Genomic DNA, 26895 nt, shown 5'->3' with positions numbered 1-26895 from the left:
CCCGGCTTTTGTATTTTCTATACAGAAACAAATGAAAAGGACTTTGATTATGAAAAAGCTATATTGGTTATTTATGGCAATATGTTTGGCAGTGATGCCCGCTTTGCAATCATGTGATGATAACGACGGATATTCTTTGGGTGATTTTACCCCGCCTTTGTGGGCCACTGTGCGTGTTACGGGAAATGCCTTTTATTTAAACTGCGATGTTTGGGGGACGCTCTGGCCGGTGAATACGGACATAGGGTGGTATGATGCCGTGGATGGGCAGCGTGTGATTACCGTGTTCAATCCTTTGTGGGACGACTATGCAGGATATGATCATGCTGTGAAGCTGCTGCGTCTGCAGAACGTTTTGACGAAAGAGGTGGAGACGCTGACTCCCGAAACCGAAGAGGAATTCGGTAATGACCCCGTGCGTATATATAAAGGTGATATTACCATCAGTGGTGGCTATATGAACATTTTTTTCATGCAGAACCTGCCATCTTCGACTGATAATAAACACCGTATCAGCCTGGTGCGTCCGCAAGAAGATGATACTTTGTATGGCGAAGATGGATACGTCCATTTGGAACTCCGCTATAACGACTATGATGACCTGACGGGACGTCGTAGTCCTGGTGCTGTCTCCTATAACTTGAACAGTCTGGACATCCCCTCTGAAACCAAAGGCATCAAGTTGAAACTCAATTCAGAAGAGAATGGAGAGGTGGAAGTAACCTTTGATTTGAAAACTGCGGGGAGTAATGAAAAGCTGACTACTAATGTGGATTTGTCCAATATGCAGTTGAAGTAAGAAAGAGTTTGCGAGAGTATATAGTTAGAAAGAGCACCCGTGATTTTGATGTCATTCATCTTGCCCGGGTGCTCTTTTTATATCTGTTTTATGTAAGTTTGGTCATGTGAGCCGTCGTTAGAACATCGTCAAGGCATATAGATAAACAACTGCTGCAGGAATTGCCATCAGGGCACTGTCGAAACGGTCGAGCATCCCTCCATGCCCCGGCAGAATGTTACCGGAATCCTTGATGCCCAATTGGCGTTTCATGAGTGATTCGGTCAGATCGCCCCAAGTGCCGAAAATGACGACAACGATTGCCAGACCTACCCATTGCCATCCTGGCATAAAAGGAAAGAAATGTGCAAAGCCAAGAGAGGAAGCGATGGAGAATATTCCGCCGCCGATGCTGCCCTCCCAGGATTTTTTAGGTGAGATACGTTCGAACAGACGGTGTTTGCCTATCAGCGAACCTACGCAATAGGCACCTGTATCGCTCAACCAGATAAATACGAAAATGGAAAGCGGTAGAATAGGGTTGTAGGTCACACTGCTCGTTTCCGGGGAATTCTGAAAAGCAAGTACGTTCAGCAGGGCAAAGGGGAGTGCCACGTACAATTGGCTTAGCATGGAGTAGGCCCAGTTACCCGTCGGATTCTTTTTCTTGAGGTAAAGTTCCGTAATCATCATGTAGAGCAATAGTCCCAAATAAGGAAGGAATACTCGTGCTCCTACAGACTGCTGGGTACAGAAACTCATCAATGCAAGGAAAAGGTAGGCTCCCCCCAATGCAGTGATGGTCTTGTTAATGCTTACTTCGCCGCTTTTGCTGACTAATTGGGCAAACTCATGTACGCTCAGTGCGCTGATAATGGTGAACAGTATACCGAACGAAAGGGGGCTGTAAATAATACAGCCCACCAATACTATGACGAATAACACGCCGGTAACGGCACGTTGGATAAAGTTATTTTTCATGCTTTTCTTCTTCTTCCTTGACTTCCTTTTCTGCTTCTATGGCTTTTTGCTCTTCTTCTTGCTCCGCTTTTTTCAGCTCGGCAGCAGTCTTGTTTGCACTGATTTCCTCCGAGCGGGAAGCCCATGGACGTTTCCCAAAGATGTGTTCAACGTCTTCGGCAAAGATTACTTCTTTGTCAATCAGCAGTTGTGCCAGCCGGTTGTGCCCTTCTTGGTTTTCGGACAATATTTTCTTGGCACGTTCGTACTGTTCGTTGACCATCTGCTTCACTTCTTCGTCAATCAGTTCCGCAGTCTTTTCGCTATACGGGCGGTTGAAGGAATATTCCTCATTATTATAATAGCAGAGGTTGGGTAGTTTTTCGCTCATACCCAGATAGGCAATCATACCGTACGCCTGCTTTGTCACGCGTTCCAAGTCATTCATGGCTCCGGTGGATATTCTACCTAAGAATAGGTCTTCGGCGGCACGTCCTCCCAAGGTGGCACACATCTCATCGAGCATCTGTTCCTTAGTGGTGATTTGCCGTTCTTCCGGCAGATACCAAGCCGCGCCCAAAGCGCGTCCACGGGGTACAATGGTTACTTTAATCAGCGGATTGGCGTATTCCAGTAACCAGGAGATACTGGCATGGCCGGCTTCGTGTATGGCAATGGAACGGCGTTCGGCCTCGGTAGTGATTTTGGTTTTCTTTTCCAACCCACCCACAATACGGTCTACGGCGTCCAGAAAGTCTTGCTTTCCGACAAACTTTTTGCCGTGGCGGGCAGCTATCAAAGCTGCTTCGTTACATACATTGGCAATGTCTGCCCCCGAGAATCCGGGAGTCTGGCGTGCCAGAAGGTCTACATCCACACTATTGTCTATCTTGATGGGGCGCAGGTGTACACCGAATACTTCCTTACGCTCATTAAGGTCGGGTAGGTCTACATGTATCTGGCGGTCAAAACGTCCGGCGCGCAGCAATGCCTTATCCAAAACGTCCACACGGTTGGTGGCGGCTAAGATGATAACACCACTGTTGGAGCCGAAACCGTCCATCTCGGTCAGTAACTGGTTCAATGTGTTCTCGCGCTCGTCGTTGCCACCCATAGCGGCTGCTTTGGCACGGGCACGCCCTACAGCGTCAATCTCGTCGATGAACACGATACAAGGTGCTTTTTCCTTTGCTTGGCGGAACAAATCGCGGACACGGGAAGCTCCCACGCCGACAAACATTTCCACAAAGTCGGAACCTGCCAAAGAGAAGAAAGGTACGTTGGCTTCTCCGGCCACGGCCTTTGCAAGCAGGGTCTTTCCGGTTCCCGGAGGGCCTACCAGCAAGGCGCCCTTGGGTATCTTACCTCCCAAATCGGTATATTTCTGGGGCTCTTTCAAGAACTCGACAATTTCTTCTACCTCTTGCTTGGCTTCAGCAAGTCCTGCCACATCCTTGAATGTAATCTTGATGGGGGAACCTTTTTCAAACAATTGGGCCTTGGACTTTCCTACGCTGAAGATGCCTCCACCTCCGCCCATGCCTCCACCACCGCTCATGCGGCGGGACATGAAAATCCAGAAACCGATAAGGAATGCAAAGGGGAGAATCTGCCACAAAATGGCACCGAAGTAGTTCCGCTTTTTTTCGTAGTTAATGGAGCCGTCAAAGTGGGCGTCGTCTCTTTCCTTTTGCAGGAAATTACCTAGGCTCTCGCGTGAGGGGGCCTCGGTCGTAATAAGCGGATTCTTGCCTACGCGGCTGGAGTCCTGACGAAATACGTTTCCTACGTGCTGGGGTTTGACGTATGCTTCGACGGAATTGTCGTCGTAGCCGATGACTTTGCTTATATAACCGTCTCGTACATATTGCTGGAATTCATCATAAGAGATGTTTTTAGTTGCCGTACCACTTTCATTGGTCAGGTACAACCCCAGCAACATCATCGCTATAATCATATACAGCCAGTTCAGGTTGAACTTGGGCATATTCACTTTATTGGGTTTCTTGTTGGTATTATTGTCCATACGTTTTGATTAATCGAGGTCAGGAATTTGAGTTAATTTGGCGTCTGCCCATAGGTGCTCCAGATTGTAGAATTCCCTTGTTTCAGGCAGGAAGACATGCACCAATATGTCCGAGTAGTCCATAGCTACCCATTCGGCATTGCGCAGCCCGTCTACGGCAAAGGGCTTGGTATCGGCACCCTTGCGTGTGAAGTCCCTGATGGATTCTACAATGGCTGTCACTTGGCTGGGAGAGTTTCCTTGGCAGATGACGAAATAATTGCATATTGTATCGTCGATTTTTGTCAGATCTGCGATGACGATTTTTTTTCCTTTTTTATCTTGAATACCTTCTGTTATCTGTTGAATCAGTTTCTTCGTTTCGTTCATTATACATTATTATATTAAAACAGTTGACAAATATACGTTGATTTCTCATATCAAACACGCAAAAGAGGAAAACTCTTTCAATTTTTGATTTTTTTTAGTTATATAATCCTTTGGATTACGGTATCTTATCAGTTTTTTGCGAAAAAAATACTCGTTTTTGTTTTGATTTATAGAAATCTTTGTATCTTTGCAACCGCAAAACGGAAATAATAACAATTGGGCTATGGTGTAATGGTAACACTACAGATTCTGGTCCTGTCATTCCTGGTTCGAATCCAGGTAGCCCAACGAACTTACCTTATTTAAGTCAAAAAACCACTAAAATCGCAAGTTTTAGTGGTTTTTTGTTGCTTTTCGACCATGTACGAAAATTTCAGTGTAGGCATTCGGTGGCAAATTCAGTGACAAGGCTTCTGTAAGCCGGAAATATTCTGTAAATTTGTAGCATTTCAACATTAAAGCAGAATTTTATGGCAAAAGAATTAGCACTGAAGTACGGCTGTAACCCTAACCAGAAGCCGGCTCGCATTTTCATGCAGGAGGGGGAGTTACCTATTGAGGTTTTGAATGGACGTCCGGGGTATATTAATTTTATGGATGCCTTGAATGGATGGCAGTTGGTAAAGGAACTGAAAGAGGCGACCGGTATGCCTGCTGCAACTTCATTCAAACACGTCAGTCCGGCGGGTGCCGCCATCGGCTTGGAACTCAACGAGACAATGAAGAAGATTTATTTTGTGGATAATCTTCCGCTCTCTCCGCTTGCTTGCGCATATGTGCGTGCCCGCGGTGCCGACCGTATGTCTTCCTATGGTGACTTTATCGCTTTGAGTGATGTGTGCGACGAGGCTACTGCACGTTTTATTAACCGCGAGGTCTCGGATGGCGTTATTGCTCCGGGGTATACGGACGAAGCACTGGCTATCTTGAGGGAAAAGCGTAAAGGAACTTACAATGTGATTCAGATAAGTCCCGGCTATAAGCCTGCCCCGATTGAACATAAGGATGTCTTTGGTATCACGTTTGAGCAGGGACGTAATGAGATAAAGCTGAATGGAGATGAACTCTTTGCGAATATTCCTACTCGGAATAAGAATTTCCCGGAAGCAGCGAAACGTGATTTGATGATAGCCCTTATCACTTTGAAATATACGCAGTCGAATTCTGTATGCTATGTGAAGGACGGTCAGGCTATCGGTATTGGTGCCGGCCAGCAGAGCCGTATCCACTGTACTCGCTTGGCGGGCAACAAGGCCGACATTTGGTATTTACGCCAGCATCCGAAGGTGTTGAATTTGCCATGGGTAGAGAAAATCCGCCGTGCCGACCGTGATAATACGATTGATGTCTATATCAGTGAAGACCATGACGATGTGCTGGCTAACGGTGTTTGGCAGCAGTTCTTTACGGAGAAACCTGAAGTGCTGACCCGTGAAGAAAAACGGGCTTGGTTGGATACATTGAAAGGTGTTTCTTTGGGTTCGGATGCATTCTTCCCTTTTGGAGACAATATTGAGCGTGCCCATAAGAGTGGAGTAGATTACATTGCCCAAGCGGGTGGTTCTGTACGCGATGACCATGTGATTGAAACTTGCGATAAATATGGCATTGCCATGTCGTTCACGGGTATCCGTCTGTTCCATCATTGATAAGGGGTATAAAAGTAGGCCCGCCCCCACGGCTGCATAGCTGTAGGGGCGGGTTCCTTTTTTATTAAGTCTTATCTTGTTACGTTATCCTTGGTTTTTGATGTTCTCGTCCACCACTTTTATCTTTTCTTTCACAAGCTCGATGTCTGCTTTCAGCTTTTCCACCTTGCGGTTGATTTCTGTCAGCAGACTATTTCCCTTCTTGGAAGAAGTGGTCAGGAAGCCGAGATTGTTTTCATATGTCTGGAGCTCGTTCTTCATATTGTCGAAGGCACGTACCAGCTTCTCACGTTCCCGGTAAAGGGCTTGTGGACTACCTTCCTGAATGGAGCTGATAGTCGACTTGAAGTTGCTTAGCTTCTTGTTGGAGACGCTGATGTTGAAGTGTTCAAACAATTTGTCTACCTGGCTGTGGTATTGCTTATAGATTCGGTCTTTCTCTTTGAAAGGTACATGTCCTATGCCGTTCCATTCTTTCATGAGGTCGCGTACCAGTTGGGTAGCTTCCTCCGTATCCATTTGGTCATCGATAGCATTCAGTTTTTCGATGATGGCTTTTTTCTTTTCCAGATTTTCCTGCTCTACGCTGCGCTGTGAAGAAGTGGCTTTGTTCTTTTGTTCGAAGAAGTAGTCACAAGCGGAGATGAAACGTTTCCATACGGCATCCGAATATTTCTTTGCTACCGGACCAATGGTTTTCCATTCTTTCTGAAGTTTGGTCAGTTCATCGGCGGTTGCTTTCCAGTCGGTACTGTCCTTCAGAGCTTCTGCTTTTTCGCACAAGGCGCGCTTCTTTTCCAAGTTTTCGTTCATACCTTCCTTCAGGCTCTTGAAGAACTCTCCCTTTTTACGGAAGAACTCGTCGCACGCTTTGCGGAAACGTTCGAAAATCTTCACGTTCATTTTTTGCGGAGCGAAACCGATGGTTTTCCATTTGTTTTGAAGTGCGATGACTTCTTGCGTCTTGCTCTCCCAAGAAGCAAAGTTTGTCAGTTCTTTGTAGTCAATGGCTTCTATGATTTCGCAAATTACAGTCTTTTGGTCAAGATTGTGTTGTTCCACTTCCTTCAATGCTTCGAAATGTTGCTGGTGACGTCGGTTTACGGTTGTAGAGGCAGCTTTGAAACGTGCCCAGATTTCGTCGCGTAGTTCCTTGGCTACCGGTCCCGTATCACGGAATTCCTGATGTAGCTTCTGTAACTGATGGAAAGCTGAAACTACATCCGCTTCATCCGCCAGCTTTTCGGCAGCTTCACAGAGATGTGTCTTGATTTCCAAATTCTTCTTGAAATCGTATTCGCGGAATTCATTGTTCAGTTTCAGAAGGTCATAGAATTTCTCAACATACAATTGGTAGTTTTTCCAAAGCTCGTTGACCTTAGCTTGCGGAACGAGTTTAACTTCGTTCCATTGCTGCTGTAGTTTCTTGAACTCCGTATAGCTCTTGTTGGCGTCATCTGGAGATTCAACCAGCTCCTTCAGCTCTTCGATGATGGAAAGCTTTACCTGCAGGTTCATTTCCTTTTGCTTCTCCAGTTCGGCTGTGAGTGCACTTCTTTTTTCTTTGATGACGGACATGATATTCTTGAACTCTTCCTCCACACAGTCTGTTTGTGGAACAAAGTTCTCCGCGGCGCCTCCGTTTTCAATGAACAGTTTTCTGGCCGCATCCTGCTCAGCATTGTGCAGCTTGTAGAAAGATTGCTTCAAACCGTCTATTTCAGGTTTTGCCACGTTCTCCACGTCTGCAACCACCTCTTTGAGTTTGGCAAGTATTTCCTCTTTCGTGAGCTTCTGAACTGGCTCTACCGGCTTTTCCGAAACGATTTCTTCAGCGGGAGTTTCTGTTGTTGCCGGTTCAGAAACCTCTGCTGCCTTCTTTTCTTCTTCTAATTCCACCGGCTTTTCGGGGAGATTAGTGTCATGAGTGTCCGTCATTGTATTTACTTTTTTAGAAACGGGTTCCTCCCGTTCGGGTTACATTAGGCTACAAATTAATGAAATAAAATGATTACTTCATACAATTTGCCTTGATTTTTTTCTATTTTCTTGTTTTTATGACAGTAAGACAGTGATACCCATGTACAGCATCATGCCTATAATGTCATTGGTAATGGAGATAAACGGGCCGGTGGCAATGGCCGGGTCAACCTTCAGTTTCTCTAAAGTCATGGGGACTAGCGTTCCGAAGATGGAGGCGAACATGACGACTGCAAAGAGGCTGATGGAGACGGAATAAGTGACCGTAGCCGTAGCTCCGAACCGGATAAAATTATAGATGTATACCAGCAGGGAGATGATGGTGGCATTGATGACCGCCACTACTGCTTCCTTGGCTACCTGCTTGAAGGTGTCTTTGGCATCCAGTGAGCTGTTGGCAAGGCCTTGCACGATGATGGCAGACGACTGGGTTCCCACGTTTCCCCCCGTACCACCAATCAACGGAATATAAAGGGCCATTTCCGGATGGGCGGCGAAAGTCGTGTCGAAGTTACCCAATATCATGGAGTTGCCTATACCGCCTAACATACCGATAAGTAACCATGGAAGGCGAGCAGAAGTTTGGCGCATGACATTATCGTCCGTTTCTACATCTTGGGACAAACCGGATGCCAGCTGGTAATCACGTTCCGACTGTTCGCGGACTTCGTCCATAACGTCGTCTACGGTAATCTGGCCTACCAGACGCCCGATACTGTCTACAACAGGAGCTGCCACCAAGTCATACTTTTCGATGATTTGTACCACTTCGTCAATGGGGGTATCTACATGGACGGAGATAGGATCTTTCCGCATCACATGCTTTACCTTGGAGACAGAAGGGGAAGTTATCATTTTCTTCAATGGGAATACCCCTTGCAGACGGTCTTCGTCGTCGATGACGTATACGTAGTAAATTTCATCCAGCTTTTCAGCTTGCAGGCGCATTTCCTTCAGGCACTCCGGCATACTCCAGTTTTCATTGACAGTCACCATTTCCGTACCCATCAAACCACCGGCAGTGTCTTCATCATATTTCAGCAGGTCAACGATGTCACCGGCTTGTTCTATATCTTCGATGTGCGAAAGTACTTCCTCCTGCTTGTCTTCATCAAGTTCGCGCATCAGGTCTACGGCATCGTCCGTGTCCATATAATCCACGAAACGCTTGGCAATGGTCTCCGAAGGAAGAAGTTCCAGGAATTCTTTCCGGATGTCTTCGTCCATTTCAACCAGTACGTCCGCTGCCGTTTCGTTGTCAAGGAGGCGGTAAACGAAGCGGGCTTCCTCCAAGCCGAGGTCATTACACAGTTCTGCAATATCCGCCGGGTGAAGGTCTGTCAAAAGTGTTTTGACGTTTTCCGCGTCTTTCTGTTCTATCAGGCTTTTGACTTTGTCTATGTATTCTTCGTCTATTTCCATGATTGTTCGTGTTTGATCACTAATCATTAATCGTTTTCAATGCCTGCTCCACTTGGTTGGTCAGCTGAATAAATTCCTTTACGGACAGTTGTTCCGGGCGTTTATTAAATAATACGTCCTCCGTCAGTGGACAGTCTTTGCCGAGTATCGGCTTTATGGAGTTCCGTAGAGTCTTGCGTCGTTGATTGAACGTGGTTTTCACTACTTGCTTGAACAATTTCTCATCGCATCCTAAATCGTGCGTTTCATTGCGCATCATGCGGATGACGGCACTTTTAACTTTTGGGGGTGGGTTGAAGACATGTTCGTGTACCGTAAACAAGTACTCCACTTTGTACCATGCTTGTATCAGTACGCTTAGGATTCCGTATGTCTTGCTGCCCGGTCCGGCTGCTATGCGCTCGGCTACTTCCTTTTGTATCATACCCGTACAGCAGGGAATCAGGTCCTTATATTCCAGCATTTTGAAGAATATCTGGCTGGAGATATTATAAGGATAGTTTCCCGTCAATACAAAAGCTTGTCCGCCAAACAACCGTTGCAGGTTCATTTTGAGGAAGTCGTCCTCAATGATGTTGTCTTCCAGTTGCGGATAGGCTTCCCGTAGGTAGGCCACTGACTCGTAGTCCAGTTCTACTACTTTGACGTTGCGCTCTTTGGGCAGAAGAAACTGGGTCAGTACTCCCATTCCCGGACCAACTTCGAGGATGGGAATTTCGGGACAGACATCTACCGTGTCGGCGATGTCTTGTGCCACTTTCAGGTCTTTCAGGAAGTGCTGCCCGAGAAACTTTTTAGGTTTAACTACTCTCATGTATCAACTAAATCATTACTTTTGCTCCGTAAATGCAGGCTGTAATGCGAACTACAACCTATCTTTACACGGAGCAAAGGTAGTTCTTTTCAATGAAGAATGAAGAATGAAGAATGAAGAATTTGGGAATATCGTATGAATAAGCTGCTAAAAAAGACATTGAAAATCATCTTACCCATTTTATTAGGTGGTTTTATCCTCTATTGGGTATATCGTGATTTTGACTTTTCAAAGGCAGAAGAAGTTCTCCTTCATCAGACGAACTGGTGGTGGATGTTGTTGTCCTTGTTCTTCGGTGTGATGAGCCATGTGTTACGAGGCTGGCGTTGGAAGCAGACTTTGGAGCCACTGGATGCTCATCCCAAAACAAGCGATTGCGTCGATGCCATTTTCGTATCTTATGCCACCAATCTGGTACTGCCCCGTGTGGGAGAGGTTTCACGTTGTGGAGTACTTGCCAAATATGATAATGTTTCCTTTGCGAAGTCCTTGGGGACGGTGGTGACAGAGCGGTTGGTAGATACGCTTTGCATTCTGCTGATTACGGGGATTACTTTTTTGGTGCAGATGCCCGTTTTTTTCCGTTTTTTCGAGGAGACGGGCACCAAGATTCCTTCGCTGGTGCATCTTGTGACTTCCCCTTGGTTTTATGTGGCTTTTTTTTCTATTATTGGTGTTTTGGTACTTCTCTATTTTCTGTTGCGTATGCTTTCTTTTTTTGAAAAGGTAAAGGGAGTAGTCTTGAATATATGGGAAGGTGTGATGTCGCTTAAGAATGTGAAGAATGTGCCTTTGTTTGTTCTTTACACTTTACTTATTTGGCTATGCTATTTCTATCATTTCTATATAACTTTCTATTGCTTCCAGTTTACGGAGCACCTTAGTTTCCTTGCCGGGCTGGTGATGTTTGTCGGCGGAACGTTTGCAGTCATTGTTCCCACGCCCAACGGGGCAGGACCCTGGCACTTTGCTGTCATCACTATGATGATGCTTTATGGGGTAAATGCTACGGATGCGGGTATATTTGCTCTGATAGTGCATGGCATACAGACGTTGCTGGTGATAGTGTTAGGCATCTACGGGTCGTTACACCTGGCATTGGCGAATAGGGCAAAGAAATAGACGTTTCTTGTGGTGGGTTCCTATATTGTCACTTCTTGTGTTAGAGGACAGAGACAGTACTTATAGAGAGTACTCCTTTAAAAGTACTGTAATACTTCTTTGCAAGTACTTCAGTACTTCCTTATAAGTACTGAAGCCTAAAGGTTGTTGGAAGATTGGTTTCTTTAAACGATATTGTTGCTTGGATATAGAAGTGGGAGAAATTCCTAAATATGGTAGCTATATTAGGTGCAGATGTTCTATCGCAATATGTGAAGATGTAAAAGCCATGTTTAAGATAGCTGATGATTTAGTACTTTAGAAAAATCCCGGTTTATTGTACTTTCCGAGAATAAACCGTTATATTTGCGAAAACTAACTTTTTAGAATTATGAGTACAATCTTACAGTTAGCTCCACAGAATGTATGGAAGCACTTTTATTCACTGACCCAGATTCCCCGTCCGTCAGGACATATGGAGAAGATTACCAAATTCCTTATTGATTTTGGAAAAGGCTTGGGGTTGGAATCATTTGTCGACGAGGTCGGCAATGTTATTATTCGTAAGCCTGCCACTCCGGGTATGGAAAACCGCAAAGGCATCATCCTTCAGGCGCATATGGACATGGTGCCTCAGAAGAACAACGATACTATTCACGATTTTACAACAGATCCCATTGAAACCTATGTTGACGGTGATTGGGTGAAAGCCAAAGGTACCACGCTGGGAGCAGATAATGGTTTGGGAGTAGCTGCCATTATGGCGGTGCTCGAAGATAATAACTTGAAGCATGGCCCATTGGAAGCCCTGATTACCAAGGATGAAGAAACGGGAATGTATGGTGCATTCGGTTTGAAACCCGGAACTATGCAAGGGGAAATTCTGCTGAACCTTGACTCTGAGGACGAAGGCGAACTCTATATCGGCTGTGCCGGTGGTCTTGATATTACTGCTACTTTGGAATATAAGGAGGAGACGCCTATGGCCGATTTCGTTGCCCGTAAGATTACGCTGAAAGGTTTGCGTGGCGGTCACTCCGGTTTGGAAATCAATGAAGGGCGCGGTAATGCCAATAAATTGCTGGCACGCATCGTACATGATTTGCTGATTGAGTTTGACTCCCAGCTGGCAAGTTTTGAAGGTGGTAATATGCGTAATGCTATCCCCCGCGAAGCACATGCGGTATTGGTGTTCAATCCTGAGGATATGGACGGTTTGGAAGATTATATGAAGGAATACGAGGCACAACTGAATGACGAATATGCTCCGATTGAAAGTGGTATTACCCTGAGTATAGAAGAGGTAACTCTACCCACTGCCGTTGTTCCTTCAGAAATTCAGGATAATATGATTAACGTGTTGATGGCTTGCCAGAATGGTGTGATGCGTATGATTCCTACTGTTCCCGATACTGTAGAAACTTCCTCCAATTTGGCTATCGTAATCATTGCAGACGGTAAGGCCGAAGTTCGTATTTTGGCGCGTAGTTCTTGCGATACGATGAAGGATTTCCTGGCAGACAGCCTGACAGCTTGTTTCGCTATGGCAGGTATGAAGGTGGAATTGAGTGGTGGCTATTCCGGATGGCAGCCTAATGTGGATTCTCCTATACTGCATGCCATGAAGCTGTCCTATAAGCAGCAGTTTGGTGTGGAACCTGCCGTGAAGGTTATTCACGCAGGTCTGGAATGCGGTATTATTGGTGCCAATTGTCCAGGACTCGATATGATTTCTTTCGGTCCCACTTTGCGTTCTCCGCATTCACCGGACGAGCGTGCGTTAATTCCTACTGTTTCCAAGTTCTATGATTTCTTGGTGGCTACATTGGAGCAGACTCCTGAAAAGTAGAGAATACTTTATGTAATGAATAGGGGCAGGGTGCTTTATTAAGTATCCTGCCTTTTTTGTCTGTGACAGTTTGTCCTCTTTCTGCCAGAATGTCCCAGACTTATTACAATGGTATGTCAATATCCTTGCACTTTCTCCCTAAAAATTGACCTAAGTCAAGAAATATGTTATAAAACATGTTTTCTATCCGTTTTTTGCTTGTTATCTTGAACAAAGGCTCTATTTTTGTGTTGTAAAACATGAAAACAATAGAAAACTAGTAGATTTTTTAAGGATAACAAGATTGATTTTAGGAGGATAACAAAATGAAAATGTTAAAGAGTTTTTTTAAGCATGTCGGCGAAGCCGATAAGAACATTTGGGGTTACGTAATGCTTTAAGCATTCCCCCCCTTTCGTGAAGTATTGAATTTTAGTTTTCAGGTATTAGTTTAATTTTTTAAGATTATGAAAAAGAAGATTGCAAATTCATTTAAGCACATTCTTACCGCAGCTGGTAAGAATTGGATGGAGGCAATGAGATATTATAGCCTCCAAATGTGAGTACACTAACATTTAAGTATAGCACAAGGGATATGTTTGCAAACATATCCCTTGTTTTTTTGTAGGAGTAGAATAAGATTTTTTATGTCCAAAAGTACATTTGTTTGAACTTTATTCACTTCCTTTGTTATTAATACAAAGACTAACAAACGAATAATTATGAGAGTAATTCAAAGAATTTGTAGCATATTGTTACTGCTGGTTACATTTGGGGCTTCGGCATTGTATGCGCAGACGTACGATAAGTTGTGGAAGCAGGTGGAGCAGGCTCAAAAGAAAAGCCTGCCTCAAACAGTGATAAAACTGGCTGATGAAATCTATCGGAAAGGTCGGCAAGAGCAGAATGCTCCGCAAATGTTGAAAGCCTACATTTGTAGGGAGACTTATCAAGAGGGGCTGACTCCGGACAGCCTTTACTCCAGTCTGAAATATATGGAATCTTGGGCACAATCGGAGAGGAATCCGGTGAACAAGGCTATTCTACACTCTTTGTTGGCATATGAATATGCTGACTTGATGCGGAAGAATCGCCGTGTCTTGCTGTCACGTACTTTACTGACTGTTGACGAGGTTCCAGCAGATATCCGTGAGTGGAGTATCAGCCAGTTTGTGGATAAAATAGATAGGTGTAACCGTGCATCCTTGCAGGATTCCATCCGCTTGCTCAATACATCTGCAGAACAATATGTGCCTTTTGTGGTGTTGGAAGACGGTAGCCGGTTCTATGGGCACGATATGTACCATCTATTGGTGAGCCGTGCTGTTGATGCTTATCGGCAGCTGGATGGTTTCAGCGTGGATTCTTTGGTACAGACCCGTATCGAAAGGATTTATCTGGATATGATGAATGCTTATCGCCATCGTGCCGGTTCGGAAGATGCTATGTTGCTCTGTTCTCTTGATTATTGGAACTGGAAGTTGACCGGTGGTATCAGCCAGCAGCCTTATCCTACTTTCCGAATGCGTCAGGAAAAGGCTAATCGGGAATATCTTGAGGTTTTGAATAAATTGATAAAGGAATACGGTTCACGAGAGGTTTGTGCCGAGGTTTACATTCATAAAGCCAACCACCTGCGCCGTTTGGAACCGAAACGCGCTGATGAGGCTCTAAAAGTCTGTGAAGAAGGCTTGAAGCGCTATCCTGCGTATAAGCGTATCAATGAGTTGAAAAATATCCGTGAACAGATTTTACAGCCTGAACTCATTCTGACTATGAATGAAAGCGGTTATCCCGGCGATTCGGTGAATATGAGGCTGCATTATCGTAATGTCGAGGGCTTCACTCTCAACTTATATACCACTACTTTAAGTGAAGTACCTTGGATGGACCATGGTATAAATAAAGATACTTATAGAAAGTATGCCCGGAAGTTTTCTTCCACGCATTTTGGCTTAAAGCCGTTGCCAGGCAAGGATAAATTGCCTGAAGATGTCCCTTATCTTGCCTCGGACACTGTATTTAAGTTCATGATTCCTCGGGAAACGGGAGTCTATATTCTTCAAATAGTACCTGATACTGAAACGGCCCGTACAGATGATAAATTTCTGGTATCTACCCGCTTCAAGGTGCTGACATTGGATTTGGGTGACAACCGTATGGAAGTGGCTACATTGGATGCCCGTAGTGGACAGCCGATTGCTGGTGCCAAGGTGAGTTTCTACTCTTTTTATGATGAGAAGAATAGAAAAGCGATGGCAGAGGTACTGACTGATGCCGGGGGGAAAGCTGTATTACCCTGGCAGAGTGAAATCCGAAGTTATGTGGCGCGTAAAGGCAGAGACACAGCCATGATGCCGCAGAACGTTTATATGAATCATCCTTATTACGGTATTAAGGATACAGATTGGAGGCAGATGGCATTGCTGACAGACCGTTCGCTTTATCGTCCCGGGCAGACCGTTCATGTAAAAGGGATAGCTTACAAGCAGAATAGTGATAGCGCCCAGGTACTACAAGGAGTTGATTATGAGCTTGTCTTGTTGGATGCCAACCGCAAGGAACTTGCCACCAGGAAGGGGCGGACCAATGATTTCGGCTCTTTTGCTACGGAGTTTGTACTTCCGGCAGCTTGCCTGAATGGCATGTTCAGCATACGAACCAAAGAGCCTCAATCTACCGTCACTTTTAGGGTAGAGGAGTACAAGCGACCTACGTTCGAGATTGCCTTCACTCCGGTTTCGGAAGCTTATCGGCTGGGTGACAAGGTTGTGTTGAAAGGAAATGTCAAGGCCTTCAATGGCATGATGGTGCAGGATGTGCCATTGGCATATACGGTGACTCGCCGGAATCCGAGACCTGGTTATTGGAGCAATGCTGATAAACCATTATTGTCTGACACCATACAATTGGATACCAACGGGGATTTTTCCATACCCTTGACTTTGGAAGCTCCGGCTGTAGATACAGACGGGTATGGGAGTGTGTATACTTATCATGTGGAGGCGGTGGTGACGGATGAGGCCGGTGAAACGCAATCCGCTTCGTATAACTTGTTGGCAGGTCCTAAGGCTTATTCCTTTGATATTCGCTTGCCTCAATATGTTTGTAAGGAAGACAGTATGCTTTTCACTTTTGGAGTGAATAATGTAATGAATATTCCTCAGCACATTGAAGGTTCCTATTGCCTTTATCCATTTGCAGAACAAAATGGGGCAAGGAATATTGCAGGTTCTGAACCCTTGGATGATGTTGTATTGGAGGGTACCTTCACAGCCAATCGGCTCCAGGATTTTTCGGCTTGGAACAAGCTTCCTTCAGGTAACTATCGCTTGAAACTTTCTGTACGTGATAGTTTGGGACGTGAAGAGAATAACGGGGCATATGGCAGTGACAGTTTCATGCTCTTTTCAAAGAGTGACAAGCGTCCGGCTGCGTTTACAGATTTCTTTTATTATAAAGAAAATGAGGAATTTGATGTACAGTACCCTGCCGCTTTTCTTTTGGGGACTTCTTATCGGGATGCATATGTGCTGATGGATGTCTTTTGTGACAGAAAACGCATTGAAAGCCGTGTGTTGCAGTTGAATGATACTATTATTCGTATGGAATTCCCTTATAAGGAAGCATATGGCAAGGGAATCACCATTCTTTTCAGTTTTGTGAAAGCTGGCGAGATGTACAGTCATCAGGTTGAACTGAAGAAGCGGGAGCCGGAACGTGCTCTCGACATGAAATGGGAAGTGTTCCGTGACCGTTTGCGTCCCGGACAGGAAGAAGAGTGGAAGCTCGTCATAAAGACGCCTCAAGGTATGCCTGCTGCGGCTGAGATGTTGGCTACGATGTACGACGCTTCACTGGATAAGATTTATAAGAGTAACCAGATACTACGGGTTTTCTATCCGGATAATCTGTATGGGGCATTCCGTGGTGCGAGCCGTTATAATAGCAATTACTTCTCCGTTTATTTCCCGTTGAAGGCTTGGAGGGTTCCGGTGTGGTCGTTTGACTACTTCTGTTCTCCTTATATGGATGGAAGGATGCGGATAGTGATGGTAGAAGACAATGCGCTTTTGGAAGAAGTAAGTGTTGTGGGGTATGGGACTACCCGGAATAGCTCTTTGACCGGTAATCTTAGAATACGTGGTGCCAACCAGCCGATGCTTGCTTCCAAAGCAGAATCCGGGAATGCCGTTGAAGTGAAATATGTTCCTGCACAAGTAGCGGAAGACGCGGTGGAAGATGTTGTTTTTGAATCGGAAACGATACCGGTTGGCGAGGCCTTGCAACCTATTGAGGGGCTTCGCACCAACTTTGCCGAAACAGCCTTTTTTTATCCTCAACTTCGTACAAACGAACAAGGGGAGCTTGCGTTTTCTTTTACGATGCCGCAGAGCTTGACTCGTTGGAATTTCCGTGGTTACTCACATACTAAGGATATGCTGACTGGGATGTTGGATGCTTCCGTTGTAACTGCCAAGGAGTTTATGCTGACTCCGAATATGCCTCGGTTTGTCCGCGTTGGAGATAAAACGCAGATAGCCGGAACAATAGCCAATCTGACGGGTAAAGCGGTGAAAGGAACAGCAGTATTCACACTGTTCGACCCTATGACGGAGAAAGTTATTGCTACTCAACGTCAGAAATTCTTGGTAGAAGCAGGAAGAAATACTGCTGTCAACTTCCATTTCGAAGTGTCCGACCGCTATGATTTGCTTGGTATTCGTATGGTTGCCGATGGAGGTACGTTTAGCGATGGCGAGCAGCATCTGTTGCCCGTATTAAGTAATAAGGAGTATATTACGGAAACGCTTGCTATGCCTATCCGTGGCGAGGAGACCCGTACGTTCTCATTAGACAGCCTTTTCAACCGTAATAGCCGTACAGCGACAGACCGTCGTCTGACTGTAGAATTTACCGGGAATCCGGCTTGGTATGCTGTACAAGCGTTGCCGGCATTGAGCCTGCCTGCCAATGATAATGCCATTTCTTGGGCTACAGCTTGGTATGCCAATAGTCTGGCAGGCTTCATTGCCAACAGCCAGCCCCGCATTAAGACTGTATTTGACAGTTGGAAGGCTGCCGGTGGCACGAAAGAAACCTTCCTCAGCCAGTTGGAGAAGAATCAGGATGTGAAGAATATCCTGCTCAGCGAGTCTCCGTGGGTACTGGAAGCTACTACTGAAGCCGAACAGCAGGCACGTATTGCCACGCTGTTTGATATCAACCAACTGAATAACCGCAATCTTTCCGCTTTTACCAAATTGAAAGAATTGCAGGGTGAAGACGGTGGATGGAGCTGGTATAAGGGAATGTCCGGTAGCCGCTATATAACTGGCTATATTACAGAATTACTTGTTCGTCTTCCTCTGCTGACGAAAAATGAACTGCCTGAAGAAGTTGCCGCCATGCGGCAGAAAGCTTTCGGCTATTTGAATCGGCAGGCTTTGGAAGAGTATCGCAATATCCGTAAAGCCGAAAAAAATGGCGCCAGAATTACTGCCAACTCCGAATCGGCAATGACATATCTGTATCTGATAGCCCTTAGCGGCGAACAAGTGCCGGCAGACAATCAAGCGGCTTACCGCTATTTCCTATCAAAAGTAGGTGCCAATCTTAAAGATGGAACCATGAGCAGCAAGGCGCAGTCTGCCATCATCCTGAAAGCAGTAGGGCGTACAGCCGAGGCGAATGAATTCATCGCTTCCCTCAAGGAACATCTGGTACAGACGGATGAACTGGGTGCATACTTTGCTTTCCAAGCAAATCCGTATAACTGGGGTATGCTGCCCATCCCTGCCCATGTGGAAGTAATGGAAGCCCTGCGTATGGCAGGTGGCAACGATGCTTTGGTGGAGGAAATGAAACTCTGGCTGCTGAAACAGAAGCAGACTACCAGTTGGAATTCTCCGGTTGCAACGGCTGATGCTGTTTATGCATTGCTTTGTCAAGGTACTAATCTGCTGGAAAGTCGGGGAAACGTACGTATCACGTTAGGTAACAAAGTTTTGGAAACATTGTCGCCTACAAAGACCATAATCCCGGGTTTGGGTTATGTCAAGGAAACCTTCGCTCAAGGAAGTCCGGAGCTGAAAGCTAAAACCGTCACCGTAGAGAAACGGGATGCAGGCATTGCCTGGGGAGCTGTTTATGCCCAGTATCTGTCACCCATATCTGATGTAAAGCAGCAGGGGGGGGAATTGAATGTAGAGAAGAAACTTTATGTAGAGCGTATATCGGCCGGTGGTAGCAAGTCCTTGCAACCGGTTACGGAAGGGACCGTATTATCCGTCGGTGATAAAATAGTGGCCCGTTTGACTATCCGCTTGGACCGTACTATGGATTTTGTTCAGTTGAAAGACCAGCGGGGTGCCTGCTTTGAACCTATAGGCTCGCTTTCCGGTTATCGTTGGAGTAATGGCCTCGGTTATTATGCAGAAGTGGAAGATGCCGCAACCAATTTCTTCTTCGACCATTTGGGCAAAGGCGTTTATGTCTTAGAGCACAGTTATCGCATAGCCCGTGGCGGAACATACGAAACGGGGCTGGCCACGATACAGTGTGCGTATGCTCCGGAGTATGCTTCGCATTCGGCGGGAGGGATAATTGTAATAAAGTAACAATAGAGTATGGAGCGGAGCGCAATTTGTACAAATTGCGCTCCGCTATTTTAGGTACTCTCGCTAAAAACACCTATTTTTGATTCATGTATTGAAAATCAGGTGTTTAATAGCTGAATTTCTTTTTTTTCGTACTTATATGCTTTAAGTAGAACACCACAAAGATAGGTATTCTTTTTTATCCAAAGACATTTTGCCCTGCCATTTTCAACTTGGCAGAGTATTATTTTTTCTCTCCATTTCTAAAGCCCTCAAACTCTTATATATGAGAAAAAGCTTGGAGCATTATTCAGCACCATTATAATAAGGTGCATCGACTTCAAGCATAATAACAATAAACAATTACCGGGTCACGCTTATTTTCAGACGATGGATGAGATGGAGATTCGATGATGCGTAGCAATTCCAGTATGTGGACAAGACATAAAGTTCCCCACGAAAGAATGTATGCCGCATGACAGGCCAAGTAAATGCGAGGAGCTATTTATAACGGTTCAACTATCACAACCAGTCGAAAGACCGGTTTGTTTTTTTTCTTCTCCCCCTTCCTTGATTCCCCCAAAGCCTTATATATGAGAAAAATGTATATAAGAGAAATAGAGAATAGAAATAACAGTATTAATAACTTAAAATTCAAGAGAAATGGGAAATTTAATGAAAGGATTGAAGGTCGCAGCTTATGTGGCCGAGATTATCGTGGCAGGTTCAGTAGTGATCGAGCTTGCGGAGAAGTATAGTGGCAAATTCGGGAAAAAGAAGATTGCCACGGGTGAAGTCAAGGCCGTTGATGCTGCGACTGAAAACTGATAGTACGTCTGTGAATGGATTATGATAAAACACAAGACGTGATAATAACGGTATTGGAGGTAGCAACTTCAATACTCAAAGGGATAAAGAAGCTAAGAGGTATATTCATAAAAGCGAAGAAATGACACCTCTTGGCTTTTTTTGTTTCACCGTATTTTATTAACCGACTAAAAATAACAAAGAGTATGGAAACAATGACCAATGAACTTACTGTCATTCCAAGAACAATCGGAATGATGGGCGGAATGGGCATGCTTAAACCTGAATTTATCGAAGATGCTGTAATCGTATCGGAAGAGGAACAGAAGGAGCATCCAAATTTTATTGAGAGCAACACTTCGGGCATTACGCTTGAAGAACTTGAAAGGAACTGTATTGTCCCTAGTTTCGGAGACAACCAGCTTACAATCAGCCACCAGAAATTTATCCACCAGGTAGAGGATGCTGCAAGAATGTATTTTACCGGAGAGAACTTTGGAAACACGGAGATCAGAGTTTCACATAAGATTTTAGGCAGGGTTCCGGGAGCATTGACCAAAAGGAAGGAGGAACTGAAGCCTGAGGACGAGACCATCTATTATCAACGTATGGCCTTCTGTTTTCATATCCGTTCCATGAGCAGAATGATGAACGGTGAGGAAGTCCATTTATGTATTGGAGGTGTAAGAAGCCTGAACGAGGAAAACTTATACGCCCGAAAATCACCCGAGAAATTCAAGATATTCATAGGTTGGCGTGTGCGTGTGTGTTCAAATCTGATGCTGACCAATGATGGCTTGACCGGACGACTGGAAGTGATGAGTGATGCAGATATATACAGTTCAGCACTCAGACTATTTCAGGATTTTAACCCTGAACAGAATTTGAGATTACTTGAAAACCTGGGAAGAACAAAGATTTCACAGGAACAGTTCTGTCAGATAATAGGAAGATTGAGATTGTACCAAGCTTTGCCTGCTTCACAACTCAGAGAACTGCCGAAGGTAATCCTGGGTGATTCCAATGTCAATGCAGCTACGAAAGGCTATATAGAGAATCCAAATTTCGGGTTACGTGGCAGGGATAATATTTCATGCTGGGACTTGATGCAGCTACTCAATGACGCCGCCAAGCAATCCTACATAGACAAGTTCCTGGAGAGAAATCAGAACTGCACTGACTTCGCTGTAGGTATCCAGAAAGCCTTGAACGGTGAGGATACAGAGAATTACGGATGGTTTTTGAGCTAGACCGGAAAAGAAATTAGCTCACAAGGGAGAAAGAACTAAAATATGGCAAACCGGTTCTTTCTCTCTTTTTTTGTTGAACCCTTTTAAAAATAAATGATATGAGCAGATTGGATATACTTAAAGCCTCCCTGGAAAAGAAGCAGGCTGAATTTAATAGAAAACTGAATGAACACTTTGCCGATGTGAAAAGAACCAACGGACAGCCTCTTAACGACAAGAGAAACGGATATTCAACGATGAAGCGTTGGGACAGACAGAATGATGCCCTTTCCAGAATGCAGAAAGAGATTGAAAAGACTCAGACGGCAATTGAACATGAAGAAAGCAGAATAAGATGTATTGACCGCAACAGGAACTCAATGCCGGAAGAGATTCAAGAACTGATCAATGACGGTACTTTAAAACAATGGGGTAAATATCCCCATATCATGTTTGTGGAAGGTGTGGACAAAGCACGTATCATATGGGATGACAAGAAGAAAACAGTCATGCATAAGTTTGTAAGTTCCATCGCCGATATGGAGCAGAGAAAGAAGTTTGCCCGGGTGTATAACTCCCTCAATGCATCAATAAACAAATAAAAAATAGAAAGACATTATGGAAAGACATGAACTGGAAAACAGCAGGGAATTCAAGGCTGCAAAAGAACTTGAACATGCCCTGAACGACTATGGGTGGAATGAGAAAAGGTTCGCTATTGCAGTTACCACATTCCACAGGACCCTACAACAGACCTTATTCAGAAGTATGGTTGAAGTGATTAAGATTATGGGAAGTGAAGGTTACGGATATGACCTGAGGAACAAGGCTTCGCATGAGATTTGTAAGAAGATTGTGGAATCGGGAGTTCTGGAAGAGGATACGATACCATTCATCTGAAACGGTTGGGACATACCGAGATAATATTCCGGGGAGGGATATTCCTGTAACAAGGGGTATCTCTCCTTTTTTATTTACTGACAATTAAAAAAGAAGATTATGCTATACTATAATTTTTACGGTTACGAAGGATTCAAGTCTTGTTTCGGACTTGAAAAAAGAGATAATGGTACAGTGGTAAGAAAGAATAAGATACTGCTGGGACACCTAAAGAATACTGCACTACTCAAATATTGCAGGGAACACGACAACTATGACTTGTTAAGGATGCATGATATGGCTGACCTACAGAAAAAAGTGGTTGAGGCCATTGCCAAATCAGGAGAAGAAGATGAAAAGCTGCCTTATAAAGTAGAGTTGATAGGAAGGACTTACTATTCAGCCAAATATCAGACTGACGATGCAAGAGGGATATGTGAGGATCTAGACAAACATTCGGTACGTTACATCAATGTAGAGCGTAATCGGGTTTTCAAGATGAAGGCAGGAAAATTTATGAGAGAGCTGATTCTTGAGACTGAAATAGGACAGCTGCTTTCTCCCAGTGTTGTAAACTGGATAGCAGGTGATGTGTTTACCCAAGAGTGGTGCACTTACACCTGCGGATATACTCCTGATATAGAATTACATATCAATGACAAATTCTGGGAAATCTATGACAGTGAATGTTGCAAAGGTGATTTTGGTTCATGCATGGTTGATAAAAACCATACTTCATTCTATCGCGAAGCAGTAAAAGCTAAAGCGGCATACATAACAGACAAGACCAGAATGGTTGTTGCAAGAGCCATACTTTTCACGGATGTTGCAGATCAGGAAGGAAAGAAATGGAGGCTCTTGGAGAGGCAATACTCCTCTGGTGGTGACGATATACTGAAACGTCTGTTGATAGACAAGCTTATTAAAGGGAATTACATAGACGGATATAAAATAGTGGGTGCATCTTGCCATGAGGCTAACGCGTTTGTTGATGTAAACGGTAATTCATTATCCGACAAGAAATTTGAGATTGACTGTAACCTGGGATTGGAAGACACACTTTCTTATCAGGATTCATTTAAGTGGTACAACTACGAACTGGGCAAAGCTTATAACTACGAGAACCCTAATTGTTCGTATAATCTCGGCACCACAGACTTAAATCTTTATGGTGATACTGATGATGATGAAGACGAGGGGGAATGGGATGATTATCACCAATACCATTGTTCCGAAACCAGACTCTGCTATCGAAACGGAATAGAAATATGGGTAGACTCAGAAAATCTGGATGATTTCGTATGGATAGAATCAATACAGGAATATCATCATGAGAACGATTGTACTTGCTGCGATGAATGTCAGACAGATGTATTGTCGGATGATGCGATGTACTCTGATATAACAGGAAAATACTACTGTAGCAAAGAATGTATGGAAAATGCCGAGAAGGAATACAAGCGGAAGAACTGGTGCTTTTCCGAGTATGATAATGAATGGTATGAGGACTATACTGACCTTACGTGGTTCCATTGTTGGAATGAGGCAAAAGGTGTCTATGAGGAGAAATCCATTGCTGTAGATTCCTTGAACAAACTGGTGATGAATGAAGAAGCATGGGAATTTGATAGCGAGGTGTTTGATAAGATTGACCCGGCGACAAACCTCCCATACGGTTATAAACTTAAAAAAGAAATGAATCATGAATATGCAATTATTGAAGAGACTGTATAACATCTACAGTCCGAGTGGAAAGGAAGAGAAGATGGTAAAATTCCTCTGTTCCTATATAAGACAGCTTCCCGGAAATATTTCTATGTCTAAAGATAAATTCGGGAACCTATATGTGGTGAAGGGAGAATCAGAAAGTTATCCTTGTTTAGTGAGTCATATTGATCAGGTCTCACACTGTAATCACTCAAAGGATTTCAAGGCGATAGAAACCAGAGATATTATATTCGGTTATTCGCCAAAGAACAGGAGATTTGAGAATTTGGGGGCCGATGATAAAAATGGAGTATTCATCTGCCTTGAATGCTTGAAGAAACATGATGCCATCAAGGTCGTGTTTTTCAGGGAGGAAGAAGTGGGATGTCGAGGAAGTTCAGAAGCGATGATGTCTTTCTTCGATGATATTAGGTTTGTTATTCAGCCTGACCGGAAAGGTAATTCTGATCTAATTACAAACATAAGCTATTCGGAACTATGCTCTGAGAAGTTCTTGGAGGAAGTGGAACCGGAGAAATGGGGTTACAGGGAAGAGAACGGATTGATGACGGATGTACTGACCTTGAAAGAAAATGGACTTGGTGTTTCCTGTATCAATGTCTCATGCGGATATTATAACCCACATACAGATGAAGAGGTTACGGTAAAGAAAGATCTGATGAAAAGCCTGAGTTTTATAGAACATATCATTGAGGATTGTACTGATGTCTATCCACATATCCTAGATTATGGCTATTGGGGGCGTTATGACTATGAACTTGAAGATGAGATTTACGAGATGCTGAATAGTGATCCGACTTTAACTCCCAAAGGTCTTTACGATATGTATTCCACCACCTATCCGTACTTGGGATTAGAGGATTATGAAAGGATATACAAGGATTTCCGGATGTTTGGAGGTGATGAAGAAAGTATTAACGAAAAAATGAACGATTATGAAGAAAGAAGAGGACTATGATGCAGGACTGGCCAAGTATATCTGGTCAATCCTAAAATCCAATCTCCCTGTGCTTATGTCTTGGGGAGTCGAGCTTGATACAGTAAAAGTAATCAAGTGTGGTATTGAATTCAAAGTAAACGGATTCAAGCATACTGGAATAGTGAGAATCGTCCTGAATGAAGGTGCGGATCTGTTTGAAGTATATCTTATCGGAGAGAATGAGGAAATCAAGGAAATGAGAGAAGGCATCTACCTTGATATGCTTGTTTCTGTCGTAGATGAACTTGTAGAGAAAACAGACGACTACGAGAAGAGGATTTCTGATACATATAATATTATAAGGTATTAGCGATTCTCTGAAAAACTGAGAAATGTAAGAACCGGCTTTCTGTGGGAGAGTAGAATTTATAAGAACTCGAAATCTCACGGAAAGCCTTTTTTATGGATTAATGTGAACGGTTCCATAAGTTAGACGTCCGTCTAAGCGGTGGAACTATTGTTAAAAAACGAATAACAATGAAGAATGAAAATCAATATGTGGCTTATCTTCGGGTGAGTACACAAAAACAAGGATATTCAGGACTGGGACTTGAGGCACAGAGGGAGATAATACAGAAATACCTTTGTGGCAAAAATCCGATTGCTGAATATGTTGAAATAGAATCGGGCCGGAAAAAAGATAGGCCCAAACTTAAAGAAGCGTTGACCCTATGTAGAAAAGACGGAGCTACGTTGATTGTTGCAAAATTAGATAGATTAGCGAGATCGGTTTCATTTCTGTCCAACCTTTTGGAGAGTGGCGTGGAAATTTTGTTCTGCGATTTTCCTCAAGCTAACAAAATGATGCTGCATATCTTATCCGCAATATCGCAGTATGAAGCGGAACTGATAGCAACAAGAACCAAATCAGCACTGAAAGCTAAGAAAGCAAGAGGGTACAAGCTGGGGAATCCTGAACATCTATTGGATAAACATGAACAGGCAATCCAAAACAGCATCAAGACTTGTAAGGAGAAAGCGGACAACAATCCTAACAACAAAAGAGCGGTCGCCATACTCAGAACCCTTGTCAAAGAGAAACATACACTGCAAGAGATAGCTGATATTTTAAACAAGGAGGGATTCGTTACTTCCCAAGGATGCAGTTTCTCTAAATCAACGGTATATAAATTGATTAAAAGACATAACTTAAAATGAGATTGAAATTATGGAACCAAGGTATGTGCTGATTTTGGATTTTTGTGTCGGATGTTTGAATATCATAAAACTGACCGATGAAGAATTAAGAGAATCAGAGAACTATGAGGACTTTGAATCCTTCCTTGTTACTATCGAAGAGAAGTATGGATTCAGATTAAAGAACTGTTCTTGGATGGTTACTGAGAATCTATCCATTTACAGATATGAAGACGGAAAGGAGGTAGAAAATGCCTAACTGGTGTAATTGTACTTATAAGTGCGTCGGTGAACTGAAAGAAGTAAAGTCGCTGCATAAGAACTTGAAGTATATAGATAAACGTAAGACTTCAATCCTAAAGAACGGTTTTGGAAAATGGTGGCTGGGCAATCTGGTCACTAAACTTGGTGGAGATTGGGAGAAATACAGGTGCCGTGGTGAGATTACCGGCTATGAACTGAATGACAATGTCCTTACTATCCATCAATCAACAGCGTGGTGCGAACAGGAAGGAGTAAGGGAGATCATAGAAGAGAAATTCCCGTTCATCGTAAGCGACTGCTCAACTACATCTTGTGTATTCGATTTTTTATTGAGGTGCACTCCATT

20 protein-coding genes, 1 tRNA gene and 1 pseudogene are annotated in these 26895 nt (G+C 44.0%); 16 read left to right on the top strand and 6 right to left on the bottom strand.

From position 1 onward, the window contains the following. Positions 1 to 49: 49 nt before the first annotated feature. Positions 50 to 799, top strand: coding sequence for a NigD-like protein (locus DWY55_RS17600; protein ID WP_165859522.1), 750 nt, complete (start codon positions 50 to 52; stop codon positions 797 to 799). Between the two features lie 117 nt (positions 800 to 916). Here the strand turns inward: DWY55_RS17600 and DWY55_RS17595 are convergent, their stop codons facing one another. The 3 genes from DWY55_RS17595 to rsfS are packed head-to-tail and all read right to left on the bottom strand — an operon-like array spanning position 917 to position 4133. After that, positions 917 to 1759, bottom strand: coding sequence for a phosphatidate cytidylyltransferase (locus DWY55_RS17595; protein WP_087333343.1), 843 nt, complete (start codon positions 1757 to 1759; stop codon positions 917 to 919). Then, a complete protein-coding gene (gene ftsH / locus DWY55_RS17590; RefSeq protein WP_016274133.1) occupies positions 1749 to 3764 on the bottom strand; it encodes an ATP-dependent zinc metalloprotease FtsH in 2016 nt (671 codons plus the stop codon). The genes DWY55_RS17595 and ftsH overlap by 11 nt, the downstream gene beginning before the upstream one ends. Positions 3765 to 3773: 9 nt before the next feature. Next, positions 3774 to 4133 carry a ribosome silencing factor gene (gene rsfS, locus DWY55_RS17585; RefSeq protein WP_005824036.1) on the bottom strand — a complete coding sequence of 120 codons (360 nt, stop codon included), beginning with the start codon at positions 4131 to 4133 and terminating at the stop codon, positions 3774 to 3776. 217 nt (positions 4134 to 4350) lie between these two features. Between rsfS and DWY55_RS17580 the strand changes: the two genes are divergently transcribed. After that, positions 4351 to 4421, top strand: a tRNA-Gln gene (locus tag DWY55_RS17580). A 182-nt stretch (positions 4422 to 4603) separates the two neighbouring features. Then, entirely contained in the window at positions 4604 to 5782 is a 1179-nt protein-coding gene (locus DWY55_RS17575) for a phosphoribosylaminoimidazolecarboxamide formyltransferase (RefSeq protein WP_005824030.1), read from the top strand. Between the two features lie 84 nt (positions 5783 to 5866). Here the strand turns inward: DWY55_RS17575 and DWY55_RS17570 are convergent, their stop codons facing one another. From DWY55_RS17570 to rsmA, 3 genes are all read right to left on the bottom strand, one after another. Beyond that, a complete protein-coding gene (locus DWY55_RS17570) occupies positions 5867 to 7720 on the bottom strand; it encodes a DUF349 domain-containing protein (protein WP_044468379.1) in 1854 nt (617 codons plus the stop codon). Positions 7721 to 7837: 117 nt separating this feature from the next. Beyond that, positions 7838 to 9184 carry a magnesium transporter gene (gene mgtE, locus DWY55_RS17565; RefSeq protein ID WP_005824027.1) on the bottom strand — a complete coding sequence of 449 codons (1347 nt, stop codon included), beginning with the start codon at positions 9182 to 9184 and terminating at the stop codon, positions 7838 to 7840. A 19-nt stretch (positions 9185 to 9203) separates the two neighbouring features. Next, entirely contained in the window at positions 9204 to 9998 is a 795-nt protein-coding gene (gene rsmA, locus DWY55_RS17560) for a 16S rRNA (adenine(1518)-N(6)/adenine(1519)-N(6))-dimethyltransferase RsmA (RefSeq protein WP_009037169.1), read from the bottom strand. A gap of 135 nt (positions 9999 to 10133) precedes the next feature. Here rsmA and DWY55_RS17555 point away from each other — a divergent pair, with 135 nt between their 5' ends. The 13 genes and pseudogenes from DWY55_RS17555 to DWY55_RS17500 all read left to right on the top strand — a co-directional run. Continuing rightward, on the top strand, positions 10134 to 11120 hold the full coding sequence (locus DWY55_RS17555; protein ID WP_009037168.1) for a lysylphosphatidylglycerol synthase transmembrane domain-containing protein: 987 nt from the start codon (positions 10134 to 10136) through the stop codon (positions 11118 to 11120). Positions 11121 to 11490: 370 nt separating this feature from the next. Further along, a complete protein-coding gene (locus DWY55_RS17550; protein WP_009037167.1) occupies positions 11491 to 12948 on the top strand; it encodes an aminoacyl-histidine dipeptidase in 1458 nt (485 codons plus the stop codon). Between the two features lie 701 nt (positions 12949 to 13649). Continuing rightward, positions 13650 to 19547 (top strand): alpha-2-macroglobulin family protein, encoded by a 5898-nt coding sequence (locus DWY55_RS17545; protein WP_117713618.1) that lies wholly within the window; start codon positions 13650 to 13652, stop codon positions 19545 to 19547. A 642-nt stretch (positions 19548 to 20189) separates the two neighbouring features. After that, positions 20190 to 20354 carry a hypothetical protein gene (locus DWY55_RS22040; protein ID WP_165859521.1) on the top strand — a complete coding sequence of 55 codons (165 nt, stop codon included), beginning with the start codon at positions 20190 to 20192 and terminating at the stop codon, positions 20352 to 20354. 185 nt (positions 20355 to 20539) lie between these two features. Continuing rightward, complete coding sequence (locus tag DWY55_RS17540) at positions 20540 to 21583, top strand: DUF3871 family protein (RefSeq protein ID WP_120178207.1); 1044 nt, start codon at positions 20540 to 20542, stop codon at positions 21581 to 21583. Between the two features lie 98 nt (positions 21584 to 21681). Continuing rightward, entirely contained in the window at positions 21682 to 22164 is a 483-nt protein-coding gene (locus DWY55_RS17535; protein WP_117879171.1) for a hypothetical protein, read from the top strand. A gap of 16 nt (positions 22165 to 22180) precedes the next feature. After that, a complete protein-coding gene (locus tag DWY55_RS17530) occupies positions 22181 to 22462 on the top strand; it encodes a hypothetical protein (protein ID WP_120178205.1) in 282 nt (93 codons plus the stop codon). A gap of 99 nt (positions 22463 to 22561) precedes the next feature. Next, positions 22562 to 24175 (top strand): hypothetical protein, encoded by a 1614-nt coding sequence (locus tag DWY55_RS17525; RefSeq protein ID WP_120178203.1) that lies wholly within the window; start codon positions 22562 to 22564, stop codon positions 24173 to 24175. Further along, complete coding sequence (locus tag DWY55_RS17520) at positions 24144 to 25127, top strand: hypothetical protein (protein ID WP_120178201.1); 984 nt, start codon at positions 24144 to 24146, stop codon at positions 25125 to 25127. Before DWY55_RS17525 ends, DWY55_RS17520 begins: the two co-directional genes overlap by 32 nt. Next, complete coding sequence (locus tag DWY55_RS17515; protein WP_120178199.1) at positions 25105 to 25458, top strand: hypothetical protein; 354 nt, start codon at positions 25105 to 25107, stop codon at positions 25456 to 25458. Before DWY55_RS17520 ends, DWY55_RS17515 begins: the two co-directional genes overlap by 23 nt. Positions 25459 to 25625: 167 nt before the next feature. Beyond that, positions 25626 to 26306: a recombinase family protein gene (locus tag DWY55_RS17510; RefSeq protein ID WP_120178197.1), complete on the top strand. Its 681-nt coding sequence runs from the start codon at positions 25626 to 25628 to the stop codon at positions 26304 to 26306. A 10-nt stretch (positions 26307 to 26316) separates the two neighbouring features. Next, positions 26317 to 26544, top strand: a complete 228-nt coding sequence (locus DWY55_RS17505; protein WP_120178195.1) for a hypothetical protein — start codon at positions 26317 to 26319, stop codon at positions 26542 to 26544. After that, a pseudogene (locus DWY55_RS17500) lies at positions 26537 to 26895 on the top strand (hypothetical protein); the annotation flags it as partial. The gene DWY55_RS17505 and the pseudogene DWY55_RS17500, both read left to right, overlap by 8 nt.

Source organism: Bacteroides sp. AF25-38AC, from assembly GCF_003602995.1.
In the GTDB taxonomy this organism is placed as follows: domain Bacteria; phylum Bacteroidota; class Bacteroidia; order Bacteroidales; family Bacteroidaceae; genus Bacteroides; species Bacteroides uniformis.
The sequence above is the reverse complement of the archived record's forward strand: the minus strand, read 5'-3'. Positions and strand labels throughout refer to the sequence as shown.